Genomic DNA, 18,546 nt, shown 5'->3' with positions numbered 1-18,546 from the left:
CTTTCCATTTTCAGCTTAATGTTCATTACAATACTCCATTTATCATTTATACGTTTTTAATGAATGGCAATTTTTCGTGTTTGGAAATAAAAAACTCTGTTCATTTTTAAAATGAACAGAGTTTTTTCAAAAATTCATATTGTAAAAGTGATGAAAAGGGTGTACGATTAAATGAGAATGATAATCAATAACATTTGATTACCGAGGAGTGAACGGAAATGGAACAGCAAGATTTATTTGATGTTACAGTTATTGGAGGGGGGCCAGCAGGCCTTTACTCCACTTTTTATAGTGGGTTAAGAGAAATGAAGACGAAGGTCATTGAATACCAGCCACAGCTAGGTGGGAAAATCCATGTATATCCGGAGAAAATGATTTGGGATGTAGGCGGCCTGACACCGACTACAGGAGAAAAATTAATTGAACAGTTAGTGGAGCAAGGCTTAACCTTCAATCCTACCGTCGTATTGAATGAGAAAGTGGAATCGATCACACGTAATGAAGAAGGGATATTCGTTCTACTTACGGCTTCCGGTCAAAAGCATTATTCCAAAACGATCATTGTTGCGGTTGGCGGCGGAATCTTGAATCCTCAAAAGCTGGAAATTGAAGGGGCGGAAAGGTTTGAGGTTTCCAATCTGAACTATACCGTTAAATCATTCAATCGCTTCAAGGATAAAACGGTGATCATCTCAGGTGGCGGCAACTCCGCAATCGATTGGGCTAATGAATTGGAGCCAGTAGCCAAAAAGGTGTATCTGACATACAGGAAAGATAGCTTAGCTGGTCATGAATCACAGGCAAGACAATTGATGGAAAGCTCAGCCGTTTGCTTCTTGAATACAACGATCACAAAGCTGATCGCGTGTGCCAATCATGAATCGATCGAGCATGTTGAATTGACCAATCATTCGACGGGTGAGGTTTCTCGCCTGCAGATCGACGAAGTCATCATCAATCATGGATATGAGCGCGATACATCTCTGCTGCAGAATAGTAAAGTGGATATTGCGATGGTGGATAATTATTATATTGAAGGTAATGCTTCCAGCGAATCCTCGATGGATGGAATTTATGCTGCCGGTGATATTCTGCACCATGACGGCAAATTGCACTTAATAGCAGGAACCTTCCAAGATGCGGCCAATGCCGTGAACAAAGCAAAGCAATATATTCAGCCCGATGCGCTTGGCATGGGGATGGTATCCTCCCATAATGAAATCTTTAAAAAACGCAACAAGGAACTGATCAAGCAAATGATGAAACCGGCTGCGGTCCTGTAAAAGGGATAGCAGGAAAAGCTTGGCGATACATTACCGTTCACTCTATCGGATAAACACTTTAAAAAGTTTATCTGGTAGGGCTTTTTTTATTTAAGCGCTGCATTATTCCCGATAGTGTTGGAGAAACTGTACACCTATCGTTTCATTTCACTGCAGGCGCTCCCTTTCCGCGGGCGGTCGGGGAGCCCTCTCGGCGCATGCGCCTATGAGGTCTCCCCTAGACCGCATTTCCTGCAGGAGTGTCGCACCTTCCGTTCCATTCTACAGATGCAAAGCCTAAATTCGCGAGTAAAAGCACGTAATTGGCGAGTAAAGTGGCTGAATTGGCGAGTAACGCTCCGAAATGGTGAAATTTTTATGAGAACCCGTTTCGCATTCGATGTAAAGGCTATATTCACGGATAAACGCACGAAACTCGCGAGTAAAGTGGCTAAACTCGCGAGTATCTGTCTCTTAATATTAGTGTTATAGCGAATCTTTAATGACCTTTTTATAATGCAGGACGGAAAGGATCCCAAAGATCGAATACAAGGCGGTGTATAATACCATGACGATGATCATCGGTGTCCAAACCTCGGTTCCGAATAGGAACCATCCTGATTGGACTGCAAAATAACTATGAAGCAGCCCGACGACTAAAGGAATGCCAAAATTGAAAACCTGCTTCGCTTGGATCCCTTTTAGTAAATCGGCTTGGGTGAATCCGAGTTTTCGTAAAATCGTATAATTCGATTTCTCATTTTCACTTTCATCCATTTGCTTGAAATAGAGGATGCAGCCGGATGTGATCAAGAAGGTCAGTCCCAAAAAGCCGACGATGAACATGATGAGGCCCATATTCTTTTTCTGTTGATCGAAACTTTCAAGCTGTGATTCTTGTATCTGTTCCTCGTTAAACTTCATTTTTTTGAAGGTGTCATTCGCCGCTGGAATCTTTGCGTCATCCTTGATATCAATCCCGAAATTAACGGAGAAGACTTTCTGGATTTCCGGGTCGATATCCTTTTTCAAACGCGTGAATATTGTATCATCCACAATCCCGACGGGCATTCCGCCATTCGTGAAATAATAGGGCAGGATGCTCTTATCGTTCAGGCCCATGTAGGTTTGGGGAATCACTTCATGTTTGCCCTTCCATTCAACCACTCCGGAATTCTTCAAGGGCATGACTTTCTCGAGCATGCTGCTATAGCCGCTAAACAGCGTTTCATCCTCAGCGAGGTTGATTCCTTTAACGGAGTTCTCACTGATGACGGAAAGAACCATATTGTTCGGATCAAAATTCACCGCTTCGAGGTTTTTCTCCAATATATTCTTTGCGTTGACCTTGATTTGGAGGACTTCAATCTTTTCTTCGGCATAGGCAATGTTACTTGCGGACAAAGCTTGTTTGAATGCCTCGGCATCTTTCTTATCGGTCAAGGCAAAATCGTTAGGGATGGAAGTCACCGCCATTTTTTCAGCTGAGTAGTAGGCGATATAGCTTAAGGATAATAATCCAATCGCCAGGGCGGAAACGGTCGTGATGATCGTCAGCAAAACCGCATTCGATTTCATCCGGAACATGATCGATGAAAGGGACAAAACTTCATTGATATTCAAGTATCCATTTTTCTTTTTACGAACGATATTAAAAATGAAGCTTACTGACCCTTTATAAAATAGATAGGTCCCGATGATGACGGATGCCAAAATATAGATCATCGCCATTAAAAGCTCGGTCATTTCCATGAACGCTCCATCGAATAATTTGGAGGAAACGACATAGCCGCTAATGATCAGGATGATCCCGAATGCGCCGATGATCATTTCGAGCATTGAAACCTTTTTCACTTTTCCTTCGGTCAAGGAAGTGACCCTGAATAGGGATAATATGGTCTGCCGTTTAATGAAGATATAATTCATCAACATGATGAAAAGATAGATGACACTAAAAACGATTACGGTTTGGACAAGCGGCAAAATGGAAAATTGCAGAGTCGCGATCGCCTGGACGCCAGTGATCTTAAATAAGATCATGATGATCAATTTGGAAACGGCAAACCCGATGAAGATGCCCATGAATACCGAGCAAAAATACAAGATGAAGTTTTCTGCGCTCAGGATACGGAAGATCCTGTTTTTTGTCATGCCTATCAATTGGAATAAGCCAATTTCCTTGCTGCGCCGTTTGATGAAAATGCTATTGGCATATAAGAGGAATATGGAAACGATCGCAACAAGCAAGATCGATGCAGCCTTGATGGAAGCGCCGCCTTTTATCGAACCTTCCGCTTTATCCATCGCTGGGTCATATTGCAAGGTGACAAAAGCGAAATAAAGCGAGGCGCTGAAGACCAATGCAAATACATAGAGGTAATAGTTTTTCAGGTTCTTCTTCAGGTTCCGAAGGATGAGTTGATTAATGCTCATTTTGCACACCGCCCAGTACACCTTGTGTTTTCATGATGTCCTTGAAAAAGGTTTGCCTGGTTTCTTCCCCTTTATTCAGTTGAGTATAAATTTGTCCATCTTTAATGAAAATGACTCTGCTGCAATAACTGGCTGCCACGGGATCATGGGTCACCATAATGATCGTCGCTTTGTGTTTTTTGTTCATATCGCTCAGTTTGTTCAGTAAATCGGAAGCGGATTTGGAATCAAGCGCCCCAGTCGGCTCATCAGCAAAAATGATGCTCGGCTCATGGATGAAAGCCCGCGCCGCGGAGGTACGCTGTTTTTGCCCACCGGAAATTTCATTTGGATACTTATCCTTCACTTCATGGATGCCAAGCTCCTTTGCCACTTCATCAAACTTTTGAAACGCGTCGCGATTGGGTGTTTTTGTAATCGATAAAGGCAAGAGAATATTTTCTTTGACGGTCAGTGTGTCCAATAAATTATATTCCTGGAAGATGAAGCCAAGGTGGTTTTTCCTGAATTCGGCGAGCATTTTTTCTTTCATCCCCGAAATCTCTTGTCCATCGATTGTAATGGTGCCGCTGCTAATTTTGTCGATGGAGGAAAGGACATTCAACAACGTCGTTTTTCCTGAACCGGAGGCCCCCATGATACTGACGAATTCACCTTCCTTGATGCATATATCAAGCCCCTTCAGTACTTCTTGTTTATTGAACTTATTACCGTAGCTTTTATGGATTTTTTTCGCTTCTAATATATTCATATCGATACACTCCTTTTTTCTATATCCTCATTATAGAAGGCCATGTAGGTTTTTTCCTGCGATTGGCCGAACAAAGAATAAAAGCATGTGACACTTTTGTCACATGCTTGTTATATTCACGAAGTCATTCCGCTTTGGGAAGCGTAAGGTCAAGGTCGTTCCTGCTCCAAGCTCTGATTGGACATCAATCGAGATGAATAGGGAATCGGCAGCTCTCTTGGCTAAATATAACCCCATGCCTGTTGCGGCACTGTCGCGATGATTTGAAGTGGATGTAAATCCTTTATCAAAAATGCGTGATACATCCTTCGAATCGATGCCTCGTCCGCAATCTGCCACTTCGAGGATCGTTTGTTCCTCGTGGATATGGCTTTTTATCGAAATATCGGTGTTTTCACTGTATTTAATCGAGTTCGTCAATAGCTGCCTGATGATGAAAGCGAGCCATTTGGCATCACTAAGCACCTCGGTTACGTCCAATTGGATGTCAAAGCCTATCCCTTTTTGGATGCACCATGTTTGCACGGTTTTAATCTCATCGAAAATGATGGTTTCCAAGTTCATATTCTCCATATACAAATCATTTTCGATGAAAGGCATGCGCCTTTGATGGAGCTGCTGATCGAGAAGCAGGTGAATCCTTAACCACTCATAAGTCAAATGAGATTTCAGCATGCCATCATCCAGGCGATCGATCATTAAATGCATCGCCGTTAAAGGGGTCTTCACTTCATGTATCCAAGATAATAATTCATCCTTCTCCTGCTCTAAGGTCATTTGGCTCCTTTCGGCGGTTCGCTTCAATAATTCGGTTTGATTGTTGATACTGCTTTCGATGATTCTTTCGAAAGGACTGTCGGGTTCAGCCATGTTCGATAAGTCGAGATTGTCTTCCCGTGCTTCTAACCGTTTATAAAAATTCGTTTCTTTTTTATAACGGAAAATCAAAAAGATACAAAACAAGATCAAGGATAAAAAGACAATGTACATGATGGGCTGTACGGGAATGGCTGAATCAAGATAGGCGACCAAGATGATGAACAGATGAAGGAATATGAAGAATGTGATCCAGCTGAGCCTTTCCGCCATGTATTTTCTGATCATGCATTTACCTCTTCAACGGCCATATAGCCCTGTCCGACCTTCGTTTCGATATATGACCCTAACCCGATTTCATCCAACCTTTTGCGTAAACGGTTCACATTAACGGTAAGGGTGTTATCACTTATGAACCGCTTGTCATCCCATAAGCTGTTGATCAATTCTTCACGGCTGACGATCTTGTTTTTTTGTTCAATGAGCTTTTTTAAGATGAAAATTTCGTTTTTTGTCAATTCAATCGCTCCAGTCGCGGCGGAAACGGTATTCTTTTCATAATCGACCGTTGCACCGCACCAGGTTTTCCATTCGATTTTTTCGGTATTGTAATTATAAACGCGGCGAAGGGTGGCCTGTATCTTGGCAATAAGTACATCGAAATGAAAGGGCTTCTGGATGAAGTCATCTGCCCCAAGCTGCATCGACATCACCATATCGGTAGGGTGATCGCGTGACGATAAAAAGATGATGGGGACATTGGAGTGGGCCCGGATCAGCCTGCACCAATGGAATCCATCAAACTTCGGCAGCTGGATATCAATGATGACCAAATCAGGCTTAATGTCCGTAAATTCGAAGAAGACTTTATTAAAATCACTGATTCCATGAATATCATAAGACCATTGCGTCAATCTATCTTTCATTTCATTGAATAATGTCGTATCATCTTCTATTAATAACAGTTTGAACAAGGGATACACCACACTTTTCAGCTTTTCCTTAGAATTATATAGGAAAACCTTTAAAGGTTCTAGGGGAGGAAGGTAAGGGGAGCCAGGAAGCTTCTTCATCCTACAGCAACGCATCAGGAGCAATTAGCGGTTGTGTGTATACCATTAATAGATTAGAATGGACACTAAAGAATTGGAGGAAGTGAATTTATGGCTGATTTCCCTAATTGCCCTACATGCAATTCAGAATATACATATGAAGATGGAAGTCTTTTCATTTGTCCGGAGTGCGCGCATGAGTGGACGGCAGAAGCGGAAACCGATATTGGTGACCAAAGGATGATCAAGGACGCAAATGGGAATGCCCTGAATGATGGGGATACCGTTACCGTCATCAAAGATCTTAAAGTGAAGGGAAGCTCATCCGTCTTGAAAATGGGCACGAAAGTCAAAAGCATCCGATTGGTCGAAGGAGATCATGATATTGATTGCAAGATCGATGGCTTTGGCGCGATGAAGCTGAAATCCCAGTTTGTTAAAAAGATATGATTATGAAAGTAAAAGCACGGTCTGATCACATGGATTAGACCGTGCTTTTTTATCCTAGCCTTAATATACTTTGTCGCCATTAAAGATCGAATTCTTGACGACTACATAATCAACATTGCGTATTGCTTCCAGCTTGTTTCCTCCAGCATAAGAAATGGAAGATTGAAGATCTTGCTCCATTTCTTTCAATGTATCTTCCAAAGATCCTTTGTGCTCGACAAACATCTTTTTGCCTTCAACGTTTTTCTTTTCGCCTTTTTGAAATTCGGAAGCAGAACCAAAGTATTCCTTAAAAGCCTTTCCATCTTTCTCGAACGTTTCCCCGGGAGACTCTTCATGTCCAGCGAATAATGAACCAATCATGACCATGGAAGCTCCGAATCTAACTGATTTGGCTATATCTCCGTTCGTGCGGATGCCGCCGTCGGCGATGATCGGCTTGCTTGCCGCTTTTGCACACCAGCGAAGTGCAGCCAATTGCCAGCCGCCCGTTCCGAATCCGGTTTTGATTTTCGTGATGCATACTTTCCCTGGACCAATGCCCACCTTTGTCGCATCGGCACCTGCATGTTCCAGCTCCCTTACGGCTTCAGGAGTTCCTACATTCCCTGCAATGACAAAGCTTTCAGGTATGTGTTTTTTTATATGCTGAATCATTTTGATCACGGCATTGGAATGTCCGTGTGCAATATCGATCGTAATGAATTCGGGTACGATGTTGTCTGCAGCCAATTGTTCGATGAATCCATATTCTTCTTCCTTGACACCGACGCTGATGGATGCGATTAATTCGCGTGCATGCATATCTTGAATGAATGTTACTCGTTTTTCAGGTTCAAAGCGATGCATCACATAAAAGTAACCGTTTTCAGCCAGGTACGTGGCAATCTTTTCATCAATGATCGTTTGCATATTGGCAGGAACGACAGGTAGCTTGAATGTATGTTTGCCCAACGTAACGGATGTATCGCACTCAGAACGGCTATTTACTACACATTTTGCAGGAATTAATTGAATATCTTCATAATCAAATACGTTTTCCATGGTATGCACCTCTATATACGAATATTTTTAATGTGTGTTCTTTAAATTGTTCGCCCATTAGGTAATGTACCTCATTTTTGCCCGTAAGTCAAAATTTATTTCAACAGGAGGGGATGAACCCCTTCAATGGTGGAAGGCGGAATAAGTCCAAGCATGAAAAAAAACCAGGTCCTCATTAGAGCTGGGGGCCTGGCTTCTTATGGGAAGCATCCTTAAAGGAGTGAGAGCTTTATTTCTTGTATCTGTTTCGTATGTCTCTGTTCATGTAGGGATAACAACTCGATCCATTGATCCAAGGAGAGGTCCCCGAACATGGGATGTTTCGCTTTCTTTTTATTTAACCTCGTATTTGCATCCATTTCATAAAGAACTTGAAATAACCGATCCCTGGATTCAGCGAGTAAATCCATGATGCTTGCTAACTGAAACGGATTGGCGGAGGGTGATAAGTTAGCAGGGGAAGCGAATTTTTTCGTTCGATCGGAAACCAAGTAAATATTTTTTTGAATGATAGTGGTGAAATCCCTTTCACGGATGCCATTGGCTATCACATCAGTGAATACCTGCTCCGTCAGGTACAGGTGATGGCAAATTTGCGCGATGCTCCATACGCCGGGTGACGGACGGTGGTCCAACTCTGTTTCATTCAAGTCCGATATTTCCCCGATTAACTGATTTCTTGATTCGAATAACAGATCATACTCGATAAAATTCATGAGAACCCCCTATTGTGACACTCCTCGAGAGGATAAGCGTCACCGACTTTTTGATATAGATGATGTGAGGCTATAGAAAAAGGGTTGGGCGGATCCATTCACGATAACGGTAGCGGATACTTGACTGAACGAAGACACACGTTAAGGAACTTATAATGAAATGCAGTACACCGAGCTTGATGTGAATTTCTGGTCATGGAGGAGTCATCATGTCTAAAGGTGTGAAGCAGGATCTGCCTCGAGATGGTTTGAATACCCTTTCATTCCTATGCAAATATCTTAAGCTTATGATTGTGAAGGGAGCATTTGAGGGAAAAAAATGAACGCTTGATTATATAGAGTGTATCATAAAAATCATGTTTTGTTTCACTACCTGCGACAGAATGCATGCTGGAGGCTCTAAAAATTCCGTTGAAACAAAGGCTGCCGATTCACTTCCAAACCGTCCATTCAATGGTATCGCTGCGTTTGGCAGCATAGGGAGGAGGGAACAAGCCGTTGGGTTCGTTGCCGAATCTGTTAAGGCCATTTCGTTTTTTGTCATGCCAGTCCCAATAAAGGCATATACTAGACCAAATCAAATGCGATTAAATCGTAATAATTATGATTTGCGAGGTGCTGAACATGCTTTTGAAACGATACACGGGCAATTTGGTGTTATTGATTCTCTTGTTTTTGATGCTGGCATTCTTTTTTCTAGGCGATGTGTTTATTCCAAAAGCAATCGATTTCTCTGGATACCCGCTGCTTCATTCCGTGCTTGTCGTATTTTTGGGATTGTTTTTAGAATCGATTCCATTCCTATTCCTCGGTGCCATCGCCTCCTCCTTCATCCAGTTGTTCATCAGTGAAGAAATCATTCAGCGGATGATACCTAAAAGTGCCATCATGGCCATTTTCGCTGCGATAGTGGCGGCACTGATCATTCCGGTGTGCGAATGTGCGATCATCCCGGTCGTAAGAAGATTAATTCAAAAGGGCGTTCCGGTCCACGCTGGCGTTGTCCTGCTTGTAACCGCCCCGATATTGAATGTCATCGTCTTCGGCTCGACCTATTATGCGTTCCAAAATAATCCCTCCATATTATACGGAAGAATCATACTCTGTGTCCTGACGGCCGTTATCGTCGGATTATTCATTTATATCTTCAGCAGGAAAGATGTCGTGAAGGAGGAAAAGCTGGAAGCGGTTCATGAGCATCATGTACACGATTTTCCGCCGAGCAAATGGACAAGCTTCATCGAACATACTTCACAGGAGTTTTTTATGGTCGGAAGATACTTCATCATCGGAGCCTTGTTTGCCAGTATCTTTCAAGTACTCATGGATCGGACCATCCTGGCCGAAATCGGACAGGCCCCGATAAAAGGGACGGCACTGATGATGGGGATTGCTTTTGTCCTCTCGCTCTGTTCATCGGCAGATGCCTTCGTGGCCGCTTCCTTTTCCCATAGTTTCCTGCCTGGGTCCATTCTTGGCTTCCTTGTCTTTGGGCCGATGCTGGACTTGAAAAATGTCCTGATCATGATGTCTTGTTTTAAACGGAGTTTCGTCCTCACATATGTTTTGCTTGTTTTCGCCGTCGTCTTCAGCCTATGCCTCATCGCAGGTGGATTGATCAGTAAGGGAGGGCTTTGATGAAAGCTTTTTTCATTCAAAAACTGGAAGGATTGCTGCTGCTGGGATTGGGTCTGATGATTTTTAAATTGTATGTGTCGGGTCACTTAACGAAATTGATCGCCCCCAAAATGGTGCCATATGCATTGACTGCGCTTTTTGCTTTTTTTGTGATCAGTCTTCTTCGGCTGAAAAAACAAAAACAGGGCAGAAATCATTGTGATTGCCATTCAAATGGAAGGTCCCCTGCATCATTTTTGGCCTTGAAATATAGTTTGTTCTTCATCCCGATCCTTCTCGGCTTCATCTTGACGGATTTTACTTTAAGCGGTGAAGTACTCGCCAAAAGGGGGATGGCCCAGCAGCAAACGCAAAAGCAAGGCTCGCATGATATAGGAAAGCATGTGAATCAGGAAAAAGTTACGGTCACGGATGATAATTATTTTGAGGTGCTGGATGACCTATTGAATAACCTTGATACGATTGAAGGGAAAGAAATCGAGCTTTCGGGCTTTGTATATCGCGAGGATCGTTTCACAAACAAACAAGTGGCAATCTCCCGCCTATCCATGTCCTGTTGTGTGGTCGATGCAACGTTGTATGGCTATATGGTCAACGGCCATGTAAAAGGAATGAAGACGAATGATTGGTACACCATTACAGGTACATTAAAAAAAGGAAGCTATAAAGGGGAAGCTGTGCCAGTGATCGATTTAAAGCATGCGAAGAAAATAAAGGCACCGAAAGAAGTGTATTTATACGATAATGTGCAGATCATTCAATAGCGAAAAACCCGGCAAAGAGCTGCTTTTACCGGGTTTTTCGCTTGTGTGGACAGATATTATTTCGCTTGAACGAAGACTCCCTTTTCATGTGAGAAGGCCTTGAAGCCATAAATGCCATGATAAGAACCAATCCCGCTCGTATTCACACCGCCGAATGGCAGATTATAATCCGTGAAATGAACGACAACGTCATTGACGGAAGCGTTACCGGAAGTAGTATGATTCAGGACTTCATCAATGACCTCCTGATTAGAGCTGAAAACATACAATGCCAGAGGCTTATCGCGTTCGTTTATGGAATCAATGACTCCCTCCAGCTCGTCATAGGTCAGCAACGGAAGGATGGGTGCAAAGATTTCCTCTTGCATGATTTTCATATCATGAGTGACATGCTTCAACACTGTCGGGGAAATGGTGCGGTCGCTTAGGTCGAACTGGCCGCCAAAGACGACTTCAGCACCTTGTTCGATCGCATCATCATATAAGGCCTTGACCCGGTTGAAATTCCGCTCGTTGACGATTTGCGTGAATTTATTCCTGTCGGCCGTTCCATCTTCCATAAGGAATCCAGCTTGTACGATGGCTTGCAAATGGTCCGTGAATTCCGTTTGCTGGTCTTCCTTGATGAATATATAATCAGGTGCAATACAAGTTTGGCCGGCATTGACGAATTTACCGACGGCAATTTTTTTTGCGGCATCGAGCAAATCATACCCTTCATCAATAATGGTCGGGCTTTTACCGCCAAGCTCAAGTGTAACGGATGATAAATGCTTCGCTGCTGCAGTCATGACGATTTTGCCGACATTCGTGCTGCCAGTAAAAAAGATATGGTCAAATGGCTGTTCAAGAAGCTCTGTCGCTACATCCACATCGCCCTCAAAGATGGCCACTTCTTTTTCATCAAATGCCTCCCGGATGATTTTCGCTGCAATATTGCTCGTTTTCATCGTGAAATCGGAAAGCTTGATGATTGCACAGTTACCGGCTGCAATCGCAGCAGCAAGCGGGGCCATCGTAAGCATGAAAGGGTAATTCCAAGGTCCAAGCACTAAACAAGTCCCTTTCGATTCATACATTAAATACCCGTTTGCATCAGGGTTCAAGGATGAGCCCACCTCAATAGGCGCCATCCACTCATCAAGATTATTTATATTATCTTGGATCGATTTGATCGTTCCAAGGATTTCCGCTCTCTTCACCTCATGATGGGGCTTGCGCACATCTTGGCGCACCGCCTCGATGATCTCCTCCTCATGGGCGACGACCACCTCCAAAAACCGCTTCAGTTTCCCTTTTCTTTGTTCGGCGGTTGTTGAACGCAGCACTTTTTGGTGTTTCTTTTGTAATTGGAATACGCGATTTATCTCATTTTTCGTTTCAATATCCATGTCGGTTTGTATCCCCCTTAATGTGAAATTTGCTTTATTCATCTCTCGAAATTATTATAGTTTTTAAGCTGACCTAAATAAAGACAGAGAAAAGCGAAGTGTACGTTACCGTATAAATGCCTACAAACTGTTCAATTTTTTTACATGCCAGGAGGTCCTTTTGTGTCATATGATCATGATCATCTTACCAATGAATCAACACCTTCAAAAATAAAGGAGGCTTTGCTCAAGCTCCTTATAGAAAAGGACATCCGCCATATAACGAGCAAGGAAATAGCGGAACTGGCAAACGTCAGCAGGGGTGCCTTGTACTTCTACTATGAAGATAAATTCGATATTTTCGAGGAAATAGTCCAAGAGCAAAAGGAGGGTTTACAGAAAGCCATCTTCGATTCCCTGAATGGCTTCGATCAAATCAACCTGGAAGAAATGAAATTGAAGGTCCTTCCTTCCTTATCATATGTGGCCACGCAAATCCCATTCTTTTTAAACATGATGGACCGGAATAAAATGCCCTATATCAATTTTCATGCGTTTTTCTTTGAAGTATTCAATAGGGAAATCATGCTGACCCCGATGAAGGAAAACGTTTCGGATACCTTAAAGGACATGTATGTGCATTACCGGGCCCTCTATACTTACGCCATCATCCTTTTCTGGTTTAAAGAAGGGATGGAGCCCTCCCCAGAAAAAATCAGCCAGCGATATTGGGATTTGGTCAGCCAGAAAAGGTATTATTGGATGTTTGGAGTTCCTATTTTGCCGGATGAAAGGGAAGACCGCATCGATCGGCGTGTAATCAGGACAAGACAAGCCCTTCAGGAAGCGATGGTCCAGCTGATCATTGAAAAAAAAGACTATTCAGCTGTGACGATATCCGATATCACCCGCAGAAGTGATGTGCGCCGTGCAACCTTTTATGACCATTATTCCAGTAAAGCTGACTTACTTAAAGCGATCACCCATGAATTTTGTGCAGATATCATCACGATTTTAACGATTGAAGAAAGCTCGGGGAACGTGACGATAAAGCAAGCGGAGGCCATGCTCGTTCGATTGTTTGCTTATCTGTCGGAACATACCTCCATCGTCCATTTCATCAGCGGGAATTATGGGATTCCCGACCCTATCCCTGAAATCCTCAATAGGTTGAGCGATTTTTATCTTAAGCAGAAAATAGACATCCATGCAGGCAAGAAAATGTATGCGTACTATGTATCCGGACTTTTGGTGGGCCTTATCTTATATAGGCTTCATGAAGGAAAAGTATATACGTCGCAGTTCCTTGCCCAGGAATTCATTCAGTTCCTTGATTTGAAAAAATATAAAATCAATCTGCTTTAAGGATCGCTTCGTCGATTGGGAGCGCAGGATGATGCCGATTACGATTGCCAAACGTACGGCTTCGATTGCCATGGGGCGGGTCGTTCCCCGCTGCATGGCAACCAAGCCTTATTATTCAGACTATATAAGCGCCGGTTAAGTAGATGAGGTCCATTTGTATGGGAGTAAGGTACATAGTATAATGGTCTTAAAATAAATAGGATTGTAAGGGGGATGACAATGTCTTCAGGTAATCGGAACAATCAAATTGGACCGCCGCGCTTTGCCATCGCCATCCACTCCCTGGTTTGGCTTGCACAAAGCGAAAAGCTACTGACAAGTTCGGTGATCGCCTCAAAGGTGAACTCGCATGCTACTTTTTTAAGAAGGGTCATGGCTCAGCTTGCAGCAGAGGGTATCGTAGAAACAAAGGAGGGCCGTGATGGGGGATATGGCTTGAAGGTGCCCGCAGCACAGCTTACTTTGGCGGATGTGTATCAAGCGGTACGACCGGAATGCCTTGTTTGCATGGAAACGAGCGAATGCGGTGAAGTCGTGAAGCAGCTGGATACTGCTTTGGAGGAAATCATGAATGAAACGGAAAAGGAAACATTGCGATTGTTGAAGGGATATACGCTGGCGGATTTCATGAAGAAAATCGACTTCACTTCTTTTGAAAAAGAGTGTCTAGGGTAATATCCTTGCAAGAGGATATCCTTGGGTTATATAATGTGCTTAAAGTGATTGCATTTAATTGGAGGAGGTTATTTACATGAAGGTGGAAATTTGGTCGGATTATCAATGTCCGTTCTGTTATATAGGAAAGCGTCGATTCGAAGAGGCTTTGAAGCAATTTGAAAATAAAGAGCAGGTGGAAATAGCGTTCCGCAGCTTCGAACTGAATCCTGAAGCGGAAAGGGACATCAAGATGACCCAACAGGAAATGCTCATGAAGAAATATGGCATGTCTCAAGCCGATGTGGAAGCAAGCAGCCAAAACTTGACGCAACAGGCAAAGGAATTGGGGCTTGATTATCACTTGGATAAAATCGTCTTGACGAATTCATTCGATGCTCATCGCTTGATGTACCTTGCCCAATCCAAAGGTAAAGAAAATGAAATGAACGAAAGACTGTTTAAAGCATACTTTACGGAAGGTAAGCATATTGGCGATCATGCGACGCTGGCTAATTTGGCTGAAGCGGCTGGACTTGATAAGTCCGAAGCTGAAGCCCTTCTCTCAGGGACGGCTTTCTCGGCTGAAGTAAGGGGCGATGAGCAGGAAGGAAGCCAGCTTGGAATAACCGGTGTTCCCTTCTTTGTCATCAACCGCAAGTATGGCATTTCCGGAGCTCAGCCAATTGAAGCTTTCCTCGATACATTGAAGAAAGTATGGGCCGAGGAAAACCCGCTGCAAATGGTGAATGATCCAGCAACAGGCGATGTTTGTGCGGACGGTTCTTGCAGCGTGCCGGAAAAATAATAACCGGCTGTTAAGGCAAAGACATGGCGGCCTTTCCTTGATTTTTCAAACAGGGAAAGGCCGTTTGTTTTTTTCTTGGCTGCGATAACGATGAACGAAAGGAAGATTATATCCACCGGATGTGGCGCTTTTTGGTTTACGGCAGCCTCATCTACAGGAAAAAGGAATCAAGTCTTTTCCTTGATTCCTTTTTTCGATACGTATATAAGTGTATCACTTGAAAAATAGCGATAAAATAAATGTCCACACGCACACGAATGCCAATAAACCGAAGCTGTATTTCAATGTCATTTTCGTTAAAGCGGATTCTTTTCCAGTTTCGCCAACGGCAGCCGTCGCTATTACGATTGATTGTGGAGAAACGAGCTTTGCCATGACACCGCCGGCCGTATTTGCTGAAACCAATAAGGATGAGTTTGTTCCTATGATGTTCCCGGCCGTGGCTTGTATTGGCGCAAATAACGTATTGTTATTCACTACAGATCCTGTCATGAACACGCCAATCCAGCCTAATAGCGGTGATAATAGCGGGAAGATTTGCCCCGTTGTCGCAACCCCTTCGCCCAGTACATTTGTTAATCCACCATATGCCATCAATTTGGCTATGCCGATAATCGCACAAATCATGATGATTGGAATACGAAACTCTAAAATCGTTTTTTTCAGGAGAGCAAGACTTTCACTGACACGAATTGATTTTGTAGTGGCGATGGTCGTCAGCGCAGCCAATAAGATCGCCGTTCCCGTTGCTCCGATTATATCGATTCCGATCGTAATCGAAGATCCCGGGAAAATGAATTTCAGTACAGTCGCTTCAAAGATGCCTCCTTGGGAAAAAAGTCCTTTAAAAGCGGGGAAGCTCCAAATCAAAACGAATAGTGTCAATAAATAAAAGGGAGACCAGGCCTTTATGATATCACCCATTGAATGCTTTTCGAATTCAACTTCTTTGCCGTTGAGTAAAAATGGATGGGTAGGCTGCCACTTCTTAAGAAATAGTGCCAATACCCCCATCGTTAATAAAGACGGAATAATGTCAGCTAACTCTGGACCTACAAAAACGGTCATCATCGCTTGGGACACCGTATAAGTAGTCGATGTCACTAATATCGCCGGCAATACTTCCCTGATCCCCTTAAACCCATCCATCAGCCATATTAATAAAAACGGAATCGTAAAGTTAATGAGCGGCAGTGTTAAGGCCGTCATCATGGACACTTTCATGGAGGTCACATTTTCCAAGCCGAATGTCCCGATGATGCCAACCGGTATGCCGATTGCCCCAAATGCCCCTGAAGCCCCGTTTGCTATTAGACAGAGCATCGCCGCCTGTAAAGGCTTGAACCCCAATGAAACCAGCAGGACGGCGCAGATTGCGATCGGCACACCAAATCCTGCTGCCCCTTCAAGAAAGGCGTTAAAACAAAAACCAATAAGTAAGAGCTGAAGTCGCTGGTCTTGGGAAATCCCTGCTATGCTACCGCGTAAAACCTCGAATTTCCCCGATTCAACGGAAATTTTATATAACCAGACGGCCATCACGATGATATAACCAATCGGCCATATCCCTTGGAATGTACCTTGAGCTACACTTCCGATCGCTTCCCCCAGGGGTAGCTTAAAGAGAAAAAGGACGATAAGAAAGGTTACAACTAAGTTTAGGAGGGCTGCATGGATCCCCTTCATCTTGAATATCGTCAAGCATAATAGAAATAATAGGATCGGAATGGCTGCAACCAATGCTGAAAGTGCAAGATTATTGAATGGATCGAATGTTTGGACTAACATAATGACAGCTCCCTGCGTAAGAAATTCTGGTTAGTGTATGAACTACTCCCAAAATGGGGCTTGAATATCTTGAAGCGTATGGACAGAACGGGCAAACTGTTCTTTTTCGGTCTCGTTCAGGGCAAGCTCGACAATATTTTTTGCCCCTGTGCGATTGATGACAGTAGGGGTCCCGATATAAACATTACTATGGCCATATTCGCCTTCCAACAATGATCCAACTGGTAAGACGACATTTTCATTCTTTAAGATGGCTTTTGTGATTCTTGCCAATCCCATGGCGATCCCATAATACGTAGCCCCCTTGGACTCGATGATCTGGTAGGCAGCATCACGGACTTGAACGGCAATCTCTTTTTTTCTTGCGTCCGTTAATTTTGCTGCGATCGGCAGGCCGGAAAAATTGGCGGAGCTCCAAACCGGAAGTTGTGAATCACCATGCTCACCAATGATATAAGCATGGATACTTGTAGGGGCCGTATTAAATTCTTGCCCTAATATAGAGCGGAATCTTGCAGAATCCAATATCGTCCCTGAACCAATCACTTTTTCTTTCGGTAAACCGGAAAATTTCCATGTCGCATACGCCAAAATGTCCACTGGATTCGTTGCAACCAAGAATATTCCATTAAATCCAGATTTCATGATGCTGCCTACAATCGTTTTGAATATATTCATGTTTTTCTTTACAAGATCTAACCTGGTTTCTCCGGGCTTTTGTGCCGCGCCAGCACATATGACGACGATTGCAGCATCCTGGCAATCCTCATATGATCCAAATTTTATATTCATGGCACTAGGCGCATACACAAGACCATGATCTAAGTCCATGACATCGCCTTTCGCTTTTTCCTGATTCAAATCAACAAGGACCAACTCATCACATGTCCCTTGATTCATCAAAGCATAGGCATAACTTGATCCAACTGCCCCAGTACCAACTAAAACGACTTTATTTCCCTGTGTAGAATTCATAATGAATACCTCCAATTTTTCGAATGAAAGACCTTTTTTAAACAATATTCCTCAAAAGGGGTATCTTCATCCTTAAAGTATGTGAAACATTTCACAAAAAGATATAAAAAAATTTGCAGGCTTGCAATAACGATGAAACAATTAGTTTGTGAAGTATTTCACAATGTTATTGTACTACATAGCGCGTTGGCATTGCAACAAACAATTACATAGTAATGATGTTTTTTTTTTTACGATGATAGCACCAGTTGTCGGATCGGTTCCTACTAAAGAGAAGGTAGTTTAAAAAGGAGATGATGCATGAAGCAAAGAATATAATGTAAAGAAGGGATATTCCGAAAAATTGAAAATGAAGAGGAGATGAGAAGCGTGATGTCCATCATCATTGGCATGCTGATTTTGATCATAGCATGTTTCGTGACTGCCAAACTAATGACCTATAAATATTGGACTTGTATTTATACAGCATTCGGCCATGATAATTATTTTAAGGTGATCGCAAAATTGGAAAGTGAAGGGGTGCGCTTCAAAACGAAAACGCCTATGAATTTAGGTTCCACAGACTTTCAAAATCGCAACAAAACGACTCAATACGATGTTTTTGTGAAAAAAGAAGATGAGCAGGCTGCCCAAAGGGCCATTCACAGCGGATGATTTCCA

At 43.0% G+C, this 18,546-nt stretch carries 17 protein-coding genes; 8 read left to right on the top strand and 9 right to left on the bottom strand.

What is annotated here, in order from left to right; all coding sequences use genetic code 11:
• The first annotated feature begins 218 nt into the window (after positions 1-218).
• Positions 219-1,283, top strand: coding sequence for an NAD(P)/FAD-dependent oxidoreductase (locus ABE28_RS17610; protein ID WP_064466084.1), 1,065 nt, complete (start codon positions 219-221; stop codon positions 1,281-1,283).
• 465 nt (positions 1,284-1,748) lie between these two features.
• On the opposite strand, the gene ABE28_RS17600 is transcribed toward ABE28_RS17610, so the two are convergent.
• From ABE28_RS17600 to ABE28_RS17585, 4 genes are all read right to left on the bottom strand, one after another.
• Positions 1,749-3,695, bottom strand: a complete 1,947-nt coding sequence (locus ABE28_RS17600) for an ABC transporter permease (RefSeq protein WP_064466082.1) — start codon at positions 3,693-3,695, stop codon at positions 1,749-1,751.
• On the bottom strand, positions 3,685-4,446 hold the full coding sequence (locus ABE28_RS17595; protein ID WP_064466081.1) for an ABC transporter ATP-binding protein: 762 nt from the start codon (positions 4,444-4,446) through the stop codon (positions 3,685-3,687). The genes ABE28_RS17600 and ABE28_RS17595 overlap by 11 nt, the downstream gene beginning before the upstream one ends.
• Before the next feature lie 99 nt (positions 4,447-4,545).
• Positions 4,546-5,550, bottom strand: a complete 1,005-nt coding sequence (locus tag ABE28_RS17590) for a sensor histidine kinase (protein ID WP_064466080.1) — start codon at positions 5,548-5,550, stop codon at positions 4,546-4,548.
• Positions 5,547-6,236: a response regulator transcription factor gene (locus tag ABE28_RS17585; protein ID WP_064466157.1), complete on the bottom strand. Its 690-nt coding sequence runs from the start codon at positions 6,234-6,236 to the stop codon at positions 5,547-5,549. Before ABE28_RS17585 ends, ABE28_RS17590 begins: the two co-directional genes overlap by 4 nt.
• A gap of 189 nt (positions 6,237-6,425) precedes the next feature.
• Between ABE28_RS17585 and ABE28_RS17580 the strand changes: the two genes are divergently transcribed.
• Positions 6,426-6,764, top strand: coding sequence for a zinc ribbon domain-containing protein YjdM (locus tag ABE28_RS17580; protein ID WP_064466079.1), 339 nt, complete (start codon positions 6,426-6,428; stop codon positions 6,762-6,764).
• Between the two features lie 60 nt (positions 6,765-6,824).
• Here ABE28_RS17580 and guaC read toward each other — a convergent pair whose 3' ends face one another.
• Together guaC and ABE28_RS17570 are read right to left on the bottom strand one after the other, a co-directional pair.
• Positions 6,825-7,808 carry a GMP reductase gene (gene guaC / locus ABE28_RS17575; RefSeq protein ID WP_064466078.1) on the bottom strand — a complete coding sequence of 328 codons (984 nt, stop codon included), beginning with the start codon at positions 7,806-7,808 and terminating at the stop codon, positions 6,825-6,827.
• 212 nt (positions 7,809-8,020) lie between these two features.
• On the bottom strand, positions 8,021-8,524 hold the full coding sequence (locus tag ABE28_RS17570; protein ID WP_064466077.1) for a DinB family protein: 504 nt from the start codon (positions 8,522-8,524) through the stop codon (positions 8,021-8,023).
• A gap of 624 nt (positions 8,525-9,148) precedes the next feature.
• Between ABE28_RS17570 and ABE28_RS17565 the strand changes: the two genes are divergently transcribed.
• Positions 9,149-10,162, top strand: a complete 1,014-nt coding sequence (locus tag ABE28_RS17565) for a permease (protein WP_167353411.1) — start codon at positions 9,149-9,151, stop codon at positions 10,160-10,162.
• The gene (locus ABE28_RS17560) at positions 10,162-10,926 is read left to right on the top strand and encodes a TIGR03943 family putative permease subunit (protein WP_064466075.1); all 765 of its coding nucleotides are present in this window, start codon (positions 10,162-10,164) and stop codon (positions 10,924-10,926) included. The genes ABE28_RS17565 and ABE28_RS17560 overlap by 1 nt, the downstream gene beginning before the upstream one ends.
• 56 nt (positions 10,927-10,982) lie before the next feature.
• On the opposite strand, the gene ABE28_RS17555 is transcribed toward ABE28_RS17560, so the two are convergent.
• Positions 10,983-12,317 carry an aldehyde dehydrogenase family protein gene (locus tag ABE28_RS17555; RefSeq protein WP_064466074.1) on the bottom strand — a complete coding sequence of 445 codons (1,335 nt, stop codon included), beginning with the start codon at positions 12,315-12,317 and terminating at the stop codon, positions 10,983-10,985.
• A gap of 162 nt (positions 12,318-12,479) precedes the next feature.
• Between ABE28_RS17555 and ABE28_RS17550 the strand changes: the two genes are divergently transcribed.
• The 3 genes from ABE28_RS17550 to ABE28_RS17540 all read left to right on the top strand — a co-directional run bounded on the left by ABE28_RS17550 (position 12,480) and on the right by ABE28_RS17540 (position 15,123).
• Entirely contained in the window at positions 12,480-13,661 is a 1,182-nt protein-coding gene (locus tag ABE28_RS17550) for a TetR/AcrR family transcriptional regulator (RefSeq protein ID WP_257390617.1), read from the top strand.
• 219 nt (positions 13,662-13,880) lie between these two features.
• On the top strand, positions 13,881-14,336 hold the full coding sequence (locus ABE28_RS17545) for an RrF2 family transcriptional regulator (RefSeq protein WP_064466072.1): 456 nt from the start codon (positions 13,881-13,883) through the stop codon (positions 14,334-14,336).
• Between the two features lie 76 nt (positions 14,337-14,412).
• On the top strand, positions 14,413-15,123 hold the full coding sequence (locus ABE28_RS17540) for a DsbA family oxidoreductase (protein ID WP_064466071.1): 711 nt from the start codon (positions 14,413-14,415) through the stop codon (positions 15,121-15,123).
• A 213-nt stretch (positions 15,124-15,336) separates the two neighbouring features.
• On the opposite strand, the gene ABE28_RS17535 is transcribed toward ABE28_RS17540, so the two are convergent.
• Positions 15,337-16,911: an L-lactate permease gene (locus tag ABE28_RS17535; RefSeq protein WP_064466070.1), complete on the bottom strand. Its 1,575-nt coding sequence runs from the start codon at positions 16,909-16,911 to the stop codon at positions 15,337-15,339.
• Between the two features lie 42 nt (positions 16,912-16,953).
• The gene (locus ABE28_RS17530; RefSeq protein WP_064466069.1) at positions 16,954-17,886 is read right to left on the bottom strand and encodes an L-lactate dehydrogenase; all 933 of its coding nucleotides are present in this window, start codon (positions 17,884-17,886) and stop codon (positions 16,954-16,956) included.
• Between the two features lie 369 nt (positions 17,887-18,255).
• Between ABE28_RS17530 and ABE28_RS17525 the strand changes: the two genes are divergently transcribed.
• A complete protein-coding gene (locus ABE28_RS17525; protein ID WP_373921292.1) occupies positions 18,256-18,540 on the top strand; it encodes a hypothetical protein in 285 nt (94 codons plus the stop codon).
• Positions 18,541-18,546: the final 6 nt, after the last annotated feature.

The sequence above is a fragment of the Peribacillus muralis genome (assembly GCF_001645685.2).
GTDB classification, from domain to species: Bacteria; Bacillota; Bacilli; order Bacillales; family DSM-1321; genus Peribacillus; species Peribacillus muralis_A.
The sequence above is the reverse complement of the archived record's forward strand: the minus strand, read 5'-3'. Positions and strand labels throughout refer to the sequence as shown.

Coding starts and splice junctions, on each gene's coding strand:
- ABE28_RS17610 (WP_064466084.1), top strand. CDS start 219: ATGGAACAGCAAGATTTATTTGATGTTACAGTTATTGGAGGGGGGCCA.
- ABE28_RS17600 (WP_064466082.1), bottom strand. CDS start 3,695: ATGAGCATTAATCAACTCATCCTTCGGAACCTGAAGAAGAACCTGAAA.
- ABE28_RS17595 (WP_064466081.1), bottom strand. CDS start 4,446: ATGAATATATTAGAAGCGAAAAAAATCCATAAAAGCTACGGTAATAAG.
- ABE28_RS17590 (WP_064466080.1), bottom strand. CDS start 5,550: ATGATCAGAAAATACATGGCGGAAAGGCTCAGCTGGATCACATTCTTC.
- ABE28_RS17580 (WP_064466079.1), top strand. CDS start 6,426: ATGGCTGATTTCCCTAATTGCCCTACATGCAATTCAGAATATACATAT.
- guaC (WP_064466078.1), bottom strand. CDS start 7,808: ATGGAAAACGTATTTGATTATGAAGATATTCAATTAATTCCTGCAAAA.
- ABE28_RS17570 (WP_064466077.1), bottom strand. CDS start 8,524: ATGAATTTTATCGAGTATGATCTGTTATTCGAATCAAGAAATCAGTTA.
- ABE28_RS17565 (WP_167353411.1), top strand. CDS start 9,149: ATGCTTTTGAAACGATACACGGGCAATTTGGTGTTATTGATTCTCTTG.
- ABE28_RS17560 (WP_064466075.1), top strand. CDS start 10,162: ATGAAAGCTTTTTTCATTCAAAAACTGGAAGGATTGCTGCTGCTGGGA.
- ABE28_RS17555 (WP_064466074.1), bottom strand. CDS start 12,317: ATGGATATTGAAACGAAAAATGAGATAAATCGCGTATTCCAATTACAA.
- ABE28_RS17545 (WP_064466072.1), top strand. CDS start 13,881: ATGTCTTCAGGTAATCGGAACAATCAAATTGGACCGCCGCGCTTTGCC.
- ABE28_RS17540 (WP_064466071.1), top strand. CDS start 14,413: ATGAAGGTGGAAATTTGGTCGGATTATCAATGTCCGTTCTGTTATATA.
- ABE28_RS17535 (WP_064466070.1), bottom strand. CDS start 16,911: ATGTTAGTCCAAACATTCGATCCATTCAATAATCTTGCACTTTCAGCA.
- ABE28_RS17530 (WP_064466069.1), bottom strand. CDS start 17,886: ATGAATTCTACACAGGGAAATAAAGTCGTTTTAGTTGGTACTGGGGCA.